The 12,204-nt window shown below is 64.4% G+C and carries 11 protein-coding genes and 1 pseudogene; 6 read left to right on the top strand and 6 right to left on the bottom strand.

The window, feature by feature from the left end:
- Positions 1-76 precede the first annotated feature (76 nt).
- Entirely contained in the window at positions 77-2,344 is a 2,268-nt protein-coding gene (locus tag AB4118_RS20395; protein WP_441491465.1) for a TonB-dependent hemoglobin/transferrin/lactoferrin family receptor, read from the bottom strand.
- 349 nt (positions 2,345-2,693) lie between these two features.
- Between AB4118_RS20395 and AB4118_RS20400 the strand changes: the two genes are divergently transcribed.
- Positions 2,694-4,013, top strand: coding sequence for a flavin monoamine oxidase family protein (locus tag AB4118_RS20400; RefSeq protein WP_441491466.1), 1,320 nt, complete (start codon positions 2,694-2,696; stop codon positions 4,011-4,013).
- Here AB4118_RS20400 and AB4118_RS20405 read toward each other — a convergent pair.
- Positions 4,010-4,942 (bottom strand): bifunctional helix-turn-helix transcriptional regulator/GNAT family N-acetyltransferase, encoded by a 933-nt coding sequence (locus AB4118_RS20405; RefSeq protein WP_441491467.1) that lies wholly within the window; start codon positions 4,940-4,942, stop codon positions 4,010-4,012. The genes AB4118_RS20400 and AB4118_RS20405 overlap by 4 nt on opposite strands.
- Before the next feature lie 145 nt (positions 4,943-5,087).
- Between AB4118_RS20405 and murI the strand changes: the two genes are divergently transcribed.
- Entirely contained in the window at positions 5,088-5,957 is an 870-nt protein-coding gene (gene murI / locus AB4118_RS20410; protein WP_441491468.1) for a glutamate racemase, read from the top strand.
- A gap of 201 nt (positions 5,958-6,158) precedes the next feature.
- Positions 6,159-6,776 (top strand): 30S ribosomal protein S4, encoded by a 618-nt coding sequence (gene rpsD, locus AB4118_RS20415; protein WP_043237713.1) that lies wholly within the window; start codon positions 6,159-6,161, stop codon positions 6,774-6,776.
- A 183-nt stretch (positions 6,777-6,959) separates the two neighbouring features.
- Here the strand turns inward: rpsD and AB4118_RS20420 are convergent, their stop codons facing one another.
- On the bottom strand, positions 6,960-7,859 hold the full coding sequence (locus AB4118_RS20420) for a heparin lyase I family protein (protein ID WP_441491469.1): 900 nt from the start codon (positions 7,857-7,859) through the stop codon (positions 6,960-6,962).
- Between the two features lie 192 nt (positions 7,860-8,051).
- Between AB4118_RS20420 and AB4118_RS20425 the strand changes: the two genes are divergently transcribed.
- Positions 8,052-8,234 carry a hypothetical protein gene (locus tag AB4118_RS20425; protein ID WP_441491470.1) on the top strand — a complete coding sequence of 61 codons (183 nt, stop codon included), beginning with the start codon at positions 8,052-8,054 and terminating at the stop codon, positions 8,232-8,234.
- A 232-nt stretch (positions 8,235-8,466) separates the two neighbouring features.
- Here the strand turns inward: AB4118_RS20425 and AB4118_RS20430 are convergent, their stop codons facing one another.
- Complete coding sequence (locus AB4118_RS20430; RefSeq protein WP_441491471.1) at positions 8,467-9,126, bottom strand: Spy/CpxP family protein refolding chaperone; 660 nt, start codon at positions 9,124-9,126, stop codon at positions 8,467-8,469.
- Between the two features lie 190 nt (positions 9,127-9,316).
- Between AB4118_RS20430 and AB4118_RS20435 the strand changes: the two genes are divergently transcribed.
- Both AB4118_RS20435 and AB4118_RS20440 read left to right on the top strand, forming a co-directional pair.
- On the top strand, positions 9,317-10,318 hold the full coding sequence (locus AB4118_RS20435; RefSeq protein ID WP_441491472.1) for a P1 family peptidase: 1,002 nt from the start codon (positions 9,317-9,319) through the stop codon (positions 10,316-10,318).
- Positions 10,319-10,483: 165 nt separating this feature from the next.
- Positions 10,484-11,023 (top strand): annotated as a pseudogene (locus AB4118_RS20440) (methyl-accepting chemotaxis protein); the annotation flags it as partial.
- A gap of 211 nt (positions 11,024-11,234) precedes the next feature.
- Here the strand turns inward: AB4118_RS20440 and AB4118_RS20445 are convergent.
- Both AB4118_RS20445 and AB4118_RS20450 read right to left on the bottom strand, forming a co-directional pair.
- Positions 11,235-11,738 (bottom strand): GNAT family N-acetyltransferase, encoded by a 504-nt coding sequence (locus AB4118_RS20445; protein ID WP_441491473.1) that lies wholly within the window; start codon positions 11,736-11,738, stop codon positions 11,235-11,237.
- A 58-nt stretch (positions 11,739-11,796) separates the two neighbouring features.
- Complete coding sequence (locus tag AB4118_RS20450) at positions 11,797-12,054, bottom strand: YjhX family toxin (protein ID WP_441491474.1); 258 nt, start codon at positions 12,052-12,054, stop codon at positions 11,797-11,799.
- Positions 12,055-12,204 lie beyond the last annotated feature (150 nt).

Genomic DNA, 12,204 nt, shown 5'->3' on the forward strand with positions numbered 1-12,204 from the left:
TTCCCCTTCGTGACGAACCGGAAGGGCCGGAGCATCCCTGCCCGGCCCTCTTTGTTACTCCGCCCGCGGGGTGACTCTAGAACTGGTACTTCAGCGTCGCCTTCACCGTGCGCCCCGGCTCGCTGTAGTAGTCGCGCGCCTGGGCAAGCGTGCCCGTCGGAACGTTGACCGCATCGAAGTATTTGCGGTCGAAGATGTTGTAGACGCCGACCTGCAGCTCGATATCGGCGAGCTTCGTCGGCCGCCACCACGCCGAAGCATTGAAGAGCGCATAGCCCGGAGCCTTGAAACCGGCATTCGTGCCGGTCGTTGCAGCGACGTCGTCACGTGCGGCAGCGAGCTTGGTCGAGACCTCGGCGCCCCAGATGTCGGTTCCATAGGCGATTGCGACGATACCCTGCATCGGCGGAATCGAGTTCAGGAACGTGTTGTTGTCCTTGTTCTGACCCCGGGTATAGGCGAAGGAGCCGCGCGCCAGCCAGTTCTCGGCGAAGGCATACTGGAAATTCGCCTCGACGCCCTGGATCTCGGCCCGCGCGACGTTCCGCGGCCCCTGAATGCCGCCCTGCGGATAGAGTGCATTCGGCGGCGCGATCTGCACGGTCTCGATGAAGTTGCGGTAATTGGTGTGGAAATATGTCACCGAACCACCGAAGGCCCGGTCACCGAAGCGGAAGCCGACATCGATGCCGTTGCTGGTTTCAGGGCGCAGCGTGGGATCGCCGATGCGCAGATAGGTCCCAACCGCACCGAAGCGGCCATAGAGCTCACTTGCAGTCGGCGCGCGAAAACCCTTCGACCACTGCGCGAAAGCTGTAACATCCTTGAACATGCCGGCGTCCTTGAGGACGTCGTATTCAAGCCGCACCCGCGGCGACCAGGCGCTGTCGCTGGAGGACGGCGGCAAGCCGACCGGGCTGGAGCCGCCATTGGTGTAGGCCGGCGTGTTCTGCGGCTTCTCCTCATACCAGTCGAACCGAACACCGGGCGTGAGGCGCAGGCGGTTGTCGAGCATGCCGATCTCGTCATACGCGAAAACGCCGATCGCATTGCCGTCGACCTTCGGCTGGTCGGCCTGATTGGTGTGCAGGTTGTTGCAGGCGGTGAAGGCGCCGGTATAGGGCCGGCGGCAATTGTCGACACCGGCCGAATACTGGTTCAGCGTCGTCGTGCGCAGTTCGGTGCCGAGCGTGATGCCGTGCGAGAAGATGCCAGCCTGGAAGCTCTTCACGACATGGCCGTTGAAGCCGAAGGCCTCCTGCTCGGTTTCGTTGTTGCGGGTATAGGGACCGATGACGCTGGTGAAGCGGTAGGCTGAGACCAGCGCGTTACGCTTGACGTTCTGCCAATAGAGATTGGCGTGGGCCTCGTCGAGGAAGCCACCCGGCAGCTTGTAATCATAGGTCAGCGAGACACGCTGGCGCTCGACATCCTCGCCGGTGTCATAGCTGCCCGGGCGGAAATTGCCGGTGGGCGACACTGTCGAGGTGAGGACGTTGACCTTGTCCTCGCGCTTGAACAACTCGCCGGTAATGCCGAACCGGTGCACATCGTCGACATAGTGCTGGATCTTCGCGAGCAGCCCGTATTGCGTGAAATCCGTCGGGTTCGGCATCGTCCGGGTCGGCCCGATGCTGTCGATCGTCCCCCTGTTGCCTGTTTCATGCCCGTCGCGGAAACTACCCTGGAGCAGGAAATAGGTCTGCTGGAGCCGCGCCGCGACTGCGGCACTGCCGAACCAGGCCTCGTCGGTACTGTCATAGCCGGTCTTGGCGAGCGCACCGAACTGGCGGCCGCCCTTGATCAGGTCCTTGGGGTCGAGCGTTCGGACAGCAAGCACGCCCCCCAGAGCCCCGGAGCCGAGCACGCTGGCGCCGCTGCCGCCGCGCAGCAGGTCGAGCGTGGACAACGCATCGAAGTCGAAGGCGTTGGTCGAACTGCGATCGATCCGGGTGTCGGTCAGGAACGGCTGCCTGATGCCGTCGACCGTGGTCAGCACGCGCGGGCCATCGAGACCACGAATATTGATGCTGTTATTCTGGCGATTGAAGCTGATGCCCGCTTCGACCCGGTTGGCCAGGTCGGAAATGCTCTGGACCTGCTGCCGGTCGAGTTCTTCGCGGGTCGTGCGGGTCGTCGTCGGCCCGGCGATCAGCGGCGCACCACTGATTCCCTCCCCCTGCACGGTAATGGTATCCAGAACGACGGGTCCCTCGGCCGATTGAGGAAAAACCGGCTGCTGCGCGGCCTGAACACGCTGCTGTGCACCAGCTTGTGACGCTGTCATCAACACAAGAACGCCGAGCGCCACGCCGCAACGCAGCCCGCCAGAATGCCCACCCATAGTCAGAACCCCGCCCCTGCCGGCGCTGCCAAGGGATTGGATGCGCAGCCTGCAGTTTAAAATTGCTGAAAACTAAGCTTTATCAATTCAGTAAAGCCAGCATTCGATAGAAATAGAGTCGAATTCTGTCAATCGATTCTCAACCGACGGAATAACAATAGAATCTATCTAATGGAGAAGCGTTCTAATTTATATTTATTCTATACTGCAGACATCACCCCGGAAATCAGCCCCACTCACGCCCTCCTCCCGATCTCGTGATTGCCGTGATCCGGCCGCAAAGCAGGTTGCGTATTGCAACGCACAAGCAGTCGCGCATCATGGCGCCAGACCGCTGCGGACATTGTTGATGATGCTCGACCGCCGGACCTTTCTCATGGGCTCAACTGCGCTCGCCGCTGCCGCTGCGGGCGCGCCCGGCCCTGCCTTGGCCGGCGATCTCGATGTCGTCGTCATCGGCGCAGGCGCAGCCGGCATCGCAGCCGCACGCGAACTGAAAGCGGCGGGACGCCAGGTCGTGATCATCGAGGCCCGCAACAGGGTCGGTGGCCGTGCCTTCACCGACACCTCGCTTGGCGCCGCCTACGACGCCGGCGCGATGTTCATCCACTGGGCGGAGCGAAATCCCTGGGTGAAGATCGCCGCCGATCTCGGTATCCCGACGCCGAATGAATCCTGGGGCAGCGGCTTCCAGGTTTTCGCCAACGGGCAACCGATGTCGGATGCCGAGCGGGTCAAACGGCGCGGCGCCTTCAGGCAAATCGACCGCAAGCTCGAAACCGTCGATATCTCGAAGCGCGATCTCTCGGTTGCGGAACTGCTCGGAGATCTCGGCCCGGATATGACGCCCGTCGCCACCTCCGGGTTGCTGCTCTCGATCGGTGAGGAATCCGATCGCATCTCGGCGCGCGACTACCAACGCCTGTGGAGCGGCGACGATTTCGTCGTCCCTTCGGGCTACGGCAATCTTGTCGCGCGCCATGGCGAAGGGCTCGATATCCGCCTTGGCGAACCGGTCGAAGCCATTCGCTGGGACGGGCCCGGCGTCGAGATCGCGACGCGCTCGGGGACGCTGAAGGCACGCGCCTGCATCGTCACCGTGCCGGTCGGCGTTCTGAAGGCCGGCGACATCCGCTTCACGCCCGCACTGCCTGCCCGAACCCGCGACGCCCTGAATGGAATCGGCATGGGCGCCCTCACCAAGATCGCACTCAAGGTCGAGGGTGATCGCTTCGGCATCAAACCCGGCATGAGCTATCTTGAAGCCGGTTCGCCCAAGGCCATGATGAATGTCGACCTCTTCCCGGACGACAAGGACATCGTCATCGCCTATTGCGGCGGGGATTATGCGCGTGACCTTTCCCGCGCGGGAACCGCCGCCGCACGGGATCATGTGACCGAGCTTTTGGCCAAGATGGTCGGCGCGAGCTTTCGCAAGGCCGTCACCGGCGTGTCATTCCCCGCCTGGTGGACCGATCCGTTCTCGCATGGCTCCTATTCGGTATGCCGCCCCGGCTTCGAGACGGCCCGGGACAGGCTTGCCGAGCCGATCGGCGGTCGCATCTGGATCGCGGGCGAGGCGACCGCCGGCGGCGGTGCGATGACGGTCGGCGGCGCGACCTTGGCGGGCCGGGCGGCGGCATCGGCCGTGGCGCGGCTGAAGGCTTAGCGTCCCAGTTCCAGCTCCCAGTTCTGCCCCACCAGATCCTGCCCGAAGGAATGGTGCGCCTCCTCGGCGATGAGCCTGAAGCCGGCGGCAAGATAGATGCCACGCGCAGCGTGCAGGATATCATTGGTCCACAGGATCATGCGCCGATAACCAGCCGATTGCGCGAAGCCGACCGCCTCCTGCACCAGCGCCTTGCCGAGGCCGAGCCCCTGCCCGCGTTTCTCGACCAGCACGAGCCGAAGTTTGGCGACCTCGTCCGACTCTCGAACTACGAAGGCCGAGCCCACGGGCATGCCGTCCAGCTCCGCAATGAGGCAGCGCTCCTTGCCAGGCACGAAGTCCCGCAGGAATTTCGCCGCGATCTCCGCGACCAGCGCTTCGAAGCTGATGTCCCAGCCGTAGTCTTCCGCATAGAGCCGGCCATGCGCCGATATCACCCAACCGATATCGCCGGGTCTGTGCTCGCGGATGAGCGGTTGCCACTTCCGCTCGCAGGCTCCAGACAATAGCCGCTCGGCGGTTCCCAGCGCCTCGACCAGATCCGCCTGTTCAGCCTGTCCGAGCCGCGCCAGAATCGAGTCGGCCTGGTCGCGCGACGCTTCATCCAGCGGCCGAAAGGCGTCATGCCCCTCTCGCGTCAGCAGCAGGTGCGAAGCCCGCCCGTCGTCGGGAGAACGCTCGCGTCTCAGCCAGCCGGCAGCAGCAAAGCCCTTGAGGATGCGGGAGAGATAGGCGGGATCGAGGGCAAGCTCGCGTGCCAGCTCGCTTGCGAGCCAATCGTCACGTTGAGCCAACTCATAGAGCACGCGCGACTCGGCCAACGCGAAACCGGAGCCGTGCAGGCTGCCACCAAGTGCTCCAATCCAGCGCGTGTGGAAGCGGTTGAAGCGTCGGATCGCAGCGATCGCGGGGCTGTCTTTGGCGGCCATGATGATCTCCGGGGATCAGGGTCGCGCCAATTAGTGGACAGAGTCAATTAAATTGAATCATGGCGGCCAGGAGTTCCTTGACCACTCCTTAACCGGGCTCTGGCCCAATGAAGCGCTCATCCATCTCCTGTGCAGGCGCCGACGCATGCGGGTCGATCTTCTGGCCGGAACAGCCTATGGCGCAGCCGTGATGCCACGCCGCCAACCCACCATTCTGGTCTTCGATTCCGGGCTCGGCGGCCTGACAGTGCTAGCCGAAACCACGCGCGCCCGCCCGGACGCGCGCATCGTCTACGCCGCCGATGACGCCGGCTTCCCCTATGGCCGGCTCAGCGAGGCGGAACTCGTCGACCGCGTCCTGCAGGTCATGGAGCGGCTGATCGCGCGCTGTCATCCTGATCTTGTGGTGATCGCCTGCAACACCGCCTCGACTCTGGTGCTGCCGGCGCTGCGCGCCCGCTTTACCATCCCCTTCGTCGGCACCATCCCGGCGATCAAGCCAGCAGCCGAGACCACCCGCAGCGGCCTGATCTCGGTCCTGGCGACGCCTGGAACCGTCGCCCGCGACTATACGCGCGGCCTGATCGAGGCCTATGCGGCGCGCTGCGAGGTCACGCTGGTCGGCTCGACCGGCCTCGCCGGCCTCGCCGAAGCCGCGCTCAAGGGTGAAACGGTCGACGACGCGGCAATCCTTGCGGAACTCGAACCCTGCTTCGTCGAACGCGACAGCGTACGGACCGACGTGATCACCCTCTCCTGCACGCATTATCCACTGCTGCTCGAACGCATGCGCCGGGTGGCACCGTGGTCCGTCAGCTGGATCGATCCTGCCCCGGCCATCGCCCGGCGGATTTCCCAATTGCTGGGCCCTGCGGCGCCCCCACCGTTCAGCGCGGCTGGCGACGCACCGGCGATCTTCACGAGCGGGGCCTGCATCAGCGGACCGCTGCGCATTGCCCTCGCGGGCTACGGGCTGTCCCAGGTCCTGATCGAGCCATTTCCACTGATGAACTGAGCAGCGATCCCCAGGCATAGCCCCAAGGGATTTGACTTGCGGGGGCTCCTGCGCCTATAGGGCTCTCGTCGCGCGGGTCCATCAGGGCCCGCGTGGCTTTTTCCGCACCCGTGATCCGCTCGTCGAGAGCCGGATCTGTCGCCCTGGAAACGGGGACAGGAGGGCGCGGTCCTCAACTCGCGAACCTAGAGGACACGCGATATGTCGAAGCGTCATGAGGCGAAATACAAGATTGACCGCCGCCTCGGTCAGAACATCTGGGGCCGCCCGAAGTCCCCGGTCAACCGTCGTGAATACGGCCCCGGCCAGCACGGCCAGCGCCGCAAGGGCAAGCCGTCGGACTTCGGCACGCAGCTGCGCGCCAAGCAGAAGCTGAAGGGCTATTACGGCTCGATCTCCGAGAAGCAGTTCCGTCGTTACTACGCCGAGGCGATCCGCCTGAAAGGCGACTCGGGTGAGAACCTCGTCGGCCTGCTCGAGCGCCGTCTCGACGCGGTGATCTACCGCGCCAAGTTCGTCCCGACGGTGTTTGCTGCTCGCCAGTTCGTCAACCACGGCCACGTCACGGTCAACGGCAAGCGCGTCAACATCGCGTCCTACCAGGTCAAGCCGGGTGACGTGATTGCGGTGAAGGAATCCTCCCGCCAGCTCGCCATCGTGATCGAATCGGCTGCGCTCGCCGAGCGCGACGTGCCGGACTACATCGATGCCGACCACACCAAGTTCTCGGCCACCTACACCCGCACCCCGACCCTGTCGGACGTGCCTTACGCGGTGCAGATGGAACCGAACCTGGTCATCGAGTTCTACTCGCGCTGATCCTGCATTGCAGGCTCGGGTTGCGAAGCTCCGATCGGAATCAGAAAAGGGCGGCTCTTCGGAGCCGCCCTTTTCATTTCGAGCCCTCGGCAGGTGCGTCCCGCGGCCTGCCCAGACGGGCGCGCACGACGCATGGACTGGGTCTTGCGCGTACCGGTCAGACGTCTTCCCCAAGCAACGCCTTCACTCCGATGGGATATCGATACCGCCCCACGCCGGATGTCCGGCGGGGCTCCGGGTCCAGAAGGCGATGTCATTGAACTGGATGGTCTGCGAGACATCGGGCAAAGCATCGCGATAGATGCCGAAGCGCGGCTGCGCGTCGATGACCGGCTTGCCTGCCTTCGTCATGCCGTAGCGCGGATATCCGAGTACGCCGCGATAGGCTGGGCAGGCGCGCCCATCGAGCCAGAGCTGCAGATGGCTCTCACCGGCCTTCTGGCTCGGCCGTATCGAAACATTGACCCGGTGCCAATGGCCCGGGGCGATTGGCCAGTCGCCACAGAAATGGACCTGCCCGACGCTGTCGCCACATGTCTCGGTGCCAGCACTCTTCGCGCGGAAGACCGGAGTCTTGCCGTCCGAATCCACCTCGATCTTGAAAAGCGGATTGCCGGGATCGCAGATCTCTTCTCCGCCCCTGCCCTTCTCGTAGCGCGGATCGATATTCTGCTTGATCTGCTGGATGACGGTGCGGTTCTTTCGTGTCAGCCACGGGGCCTCGACACGGAACTGAAAGCTGTACCAGGTCGTGGTATCGAAGCGGATGAGCTCGCGCGTCATCTGGATCTCGGCGCGCTCCGTCGCCGAAGAGCCAGGATCGGGATCATAGGCATCGCCCGGCTTGACGGTAACGCTGAGGACGCGCCCGCCATCTCCGGCCCCCCGTTCGCCGACGCATCGGATACGATCGGCACGAACGGATTTGTCCAGCAGCGACGAGATCTTCCAGTCCTCGGCCGCGATGCAGGCTGTCTCGAAATCCGCCTGGAACGCCGGAACGACTTCCTCCGCACGACCAAAGCCTGGGCAGAACAAGGACAGGGACGTCAACCCGGCCGAGGCAAGAACGCGAAGAACCACGGCGTCTCTCATGCGTTGCCCCAAACCCCAGACCCCGCATGGAAGCTATCTCAACCTTGCGCGGGATCAACATGTTTGATCCCGCGGTATTGAAGCGGAGGAGCTAATACAGGCTCCGATTCAGCGTTGCAGGATTGGCCGCAAGGCCTGAGCAAAACAGCAAAAGGGGCGGCCCGCAGGAGCCGCCCCTCTATGAAGCACGCCCAGATGGCTGCGGCGCTGCCGGATGATCCTTCGTCAGAGATGCGACCCGACCTCGTCGCGAAAGAAATAGCAGCCCAGCCCGACGCAGCCGATCAGGATCGAAAGACCATACGGGCCGAACAGGCAGAGTATGAAAACGAAGGCGATGAAAATCCTCATCAGCCAGTTTGACGATTGAGCCTTCATGAGACGCCCCTCTCACGAGATTTACTGAGAGGACCCTAGGCGCTCAAAAATGAACTCAATTTGAAGGATTATGGTAAACTCCCGTTTTTCATGACCGTGGTCGCCTCAACCTTCGCAATCCAGCTCTTCCGCATCGTCACCCGGACCGCCCCCACCGGCAGCAGCACAGAAAAAGGCGGCTCCGAGGAGCCGCCTGGTGAAGGCGATCGCGCTGCGATCAGTTGTTGTCGTCGTCGCTATGGTAGCGGCCGCGACCCGACCCGCGATCGTCACCGTCGCGATCCCGGCCGCCGCGTCGATCCTGCCAGCGATCGCGCATGTTCTCCCCCATCCGCTCCATGCGGGCGCGCCCCTCGGAGAATGCTTCGCGCACAGCCCGGCGCGCCACCGTCTTCTGTTCGTCGCTCAAGGTAGACCAGAGCGGACGAACGGCATCCGCGAGCTCCTTGCTGCGCGTGGCACGTGCGGCCTGACGGCTGGCCATCGCGTCCAGGCGCTCCATGATATCGGCGTGGCGGAAATTCTCGCGCTGCTCGCGCATGGCCGCAAAGCCCTGACGACGCTGCTCCATGCCCTTCTTCACCGTGTTCTCGACCGCATCGAACAACGGGACCTGCTCGGGCTTGAGCTTCATATCGGCGCGCAATTTGGCAAAGCGCTCGTTCATGCGTGTCTGCGCGCGTTCGAGCCGCTCCTTCATGCGGGCTTCCATCTGCTCGGTGCGGCGCTGGTCGCGCTGGTCGGTACGCTCCTGCTGCGTCATGTCACGCGAGGAACCGGAGCCGCCGGCAGGTGGAACCGGCTGCGGCTGCGCGACCGCGAACGTCGCAGCCAGGGCGGCTGCCGACGAAGCTGCGATAAGTGCGATGCGTTTCATCCTGGGTCTCCGTTTGTCGTATCGACAAGGTCAGGTCGCTGGCGGGTCTCGAAGCCGGTTCGCGATCATGGCAAGGCTGACCTCGCGCCCCTGACCCTGCGATGGCGCAAGCATGAAAAGATCGTAATGTAGCGATGACGCGCCAGCGAGCGCGAAGTTCCCCCACGCCCCCCGGTGTCATTCCCTCGTGATGCGCAACCTGATCACCGATGTTCGCGGCCTGCTCGTCGGGCAAGCCCAGGATATTGCCGCAGCGACCGGCGTCACCGTCGCCCTGTTTGACCGCCCCACCGTAGCCTCGGTGGCCATTCTCGGCGGCGCTCCCGGCACCCGCGATACCGCATTGCTGGAACCGGAAATGACTGTCGAGCATGTTGACGCCATCGTCCTCTCCGGCGGTTCCGCCTGGGGGCTGGCCGCAGCCGACGGGGTCATGGCGACGCTCGCCGCAAACGGTCGCGGCTTCCCCGTCGGCGGCATGCGCGTGCCGATCGTGCCGCAGGCGATCCTGTTCGATCTCCTGAATGGCGGCGACAAGGGCTGGGCCAAGGGCAATGGCGCAGAGGCCCCTTATCGGGCGCTGGCGCGGGCGGCAGCAGAGAATGTCGGCACTGAGTTTTTTCTCGGAAGCGCCGGCGCTGGCTACGGTGCGACCACCGCTACGCTCAAGGGGGGGCTCGGCTCGGCCAGCGCGCGCGCCGCCACCGGTCAGATCGTGGGCGCGCTCGTCGCCGTCAACGCCGTTGGCAGTGCCACGATCGGCGACGGGCCTTGCTTCTGGGCCGCCCCCTATGAGCAAGCGAGTGAGTTCGGCGGCCTCGGCTGGCCTTCCATGATCTCGCCCGATGATCTCGGACTGCGCTTCAAGGGCGGGGCCGGACAGAACACCACGATCGCACTCGTCGCGACCGACGCGGCACTGACCAAATCGCAGGCGAAGCGGCTGGCGCTTGCGGCGCATGATGGCTTGGCCCGGGCGCTCAGGCCGGTCCATGCGCCGCTCGACGGGGACGTCGTCTTTGCCGCGGCAACCGGTCATAGCGGCGCGCCGTCCGATGCCTTCGCCCTGGCAGAACTCTGCGCGACCGCCGCCGACGTCCTCGCTCGAGCCGTCGCGCGCGGCGTCCACGCTGCAACCGCCCTTCCCTTTGCCGGAGCCAAGCCCGCCTGGCGCGACAGGTTCGGGACCTGAGGCCCGGTCCGCTCCAGCGGCGTTTGCCACCTGGAAAGGCAAGATTCTGCATCATCCACGTGTCGTTGCACGGCCCTATCTTCGTTGACCGCGAGCAAGATCGCCGGCATCGCACGGGATGTGATCTCATCCGTGCAGACGGTCAGTGCCGCCGCCCAGCAAATGATGAGCGGCGCCACACAGGTCGCCGAACGCTCGAAGGCCGCCTCGGCCTCCTCGCTTCACACCTCTTCGAACGTGATCGCCCTGACACAGGCGACCAGCGAGCTTGCGGCCTCGATCAGGGAAATAGACAAGCAGGTTGCCGAGACCACGCGTATCGTCGGCTCAACCACGACAAACGCGCAGACGGTGCTGACGACGGTCAATGAGCTTTCGACGAAGGCCGACAATGTCGGCACCATCGTCGGCATGATCTCGACGATTGCGGCGCAGACAAACCTGCTGGCCCTCAATGCCGCGATCGAGGCCGCTCGCTTCGGTCATTCCAGCAGTGGCTTTGCGGTCGTGGCCCAGGAGGTCAAGGCGCTGGCCCACCAGACCTCGCTGGCAACAGACGATATCCAGCGCCAGATCGAAGCGATCCGCAACTCGAGCGGTGAAGCCGTCCGCGCCATCGACACGATGAACACGACCATCGGCTCGCTCAATGAGATTTCGGCGGCAGTCGCGACCGTCGTCGAACAGCAGAACGCAGCCACCTCGGGGATTGCCCGCAACATCGAGGCTGCAGCACACGAGACCATCGCGGGCTCCGGCAATATCGAATTCGTCAGCAAGGTGGCCGCGGAAACCGGTCAGGCAGCGGCCTTCATAGCCGAATCCGCCGACAGGCTGGCCGCCCGCAGTTCCTGGGCCGGATCCGGGCAACCTGATTCTGACGCATGCGCAGCCGCAGGACCCGGGCTCGTGCTCCTCAGGCTTCGCCTGCGTCGAACGCCGCGTGGTAGTGGACTTCGCCCGCCGGTAGCGGGCCGCCAAAGCCAAGCACCAGGAAATACTCCTGCGGCACATCGGCAAGCCAGAGTCGGGGGTCCGCAGCGAAACCGAAGCGACCATAATAACCCGGCGCCCCCAGCAGGACGCAGCCCTTCGCACCGGCCGTCTTCAGCCTGTCGAGCCCCGCGCGCGCCAGAGCCTCCCCTATGCCTCTCCCCTGCATGTCCGGCCGAACAGCCAGAGGCCCGAGACCAAACCAGCCAAGCTCCTGCCCGCCGATCATGACCGGGGAGAAGGCGACATGGCCGAGCAGGGCGTCGCCATCGGAGGCGACAAGGGACAAGGCCAGCATACCGCCACGGCGCAAGCCATCGACGATCGCGGCCTCCGTCTGGTTGCTGTGGGAAACGTCCTTGAAGGCGTCGGTAATGAGCGCCTGGATTGTGGGAATGTCAGCGGGCTGCTCATCGCGGATGATCATGTTGCGTCCTCGGTTCTCGCGAGAGCGGGAGGGCCCATGACGGGCCCTCCCCTTGGTCTCACCGGTTGTCGGCCTGAGACCTCACTGCGAGCCGGCCCTGTCGCGAGATGCGATAGGGCCGCCCCTGCCTCGATTCGATCATCCGCTTGCGCCTGAGGCTCCCGAAAAGCTCGAGCGTGCAGTTGGTCAACACGTAGCCCTCATGGGTGAAGCAGTCGACATGGTGGATGCGGCCATCATCGCCGCGATGGTGACGGATATGCCCGCCCTGGGCCAGCACGTGCAGCACGCGCTGCTCGCCCCTGGAGATATTCATGTTTGTAGAGCCTGTGCATGAAACCATGACAAGCGCCTGAGCCCGATGCAGGCATCGAATGCTGCATTTCAGACCCGGCGCTGCATCACGTTCCGCCGAAGCGAAACGTCACCGGGTTCCCGCACTCTCAAACATGACATTCTCCAACAC

The organism is Allobosea sp. 2RAB26 (genome assembly GCF_052115465.1).
Classification (GTDB): Bacteria; Pseudomonadota; Alphaproteobacteria; order Rhizobiales; family Beijerinckiaceae; genus Allobosea.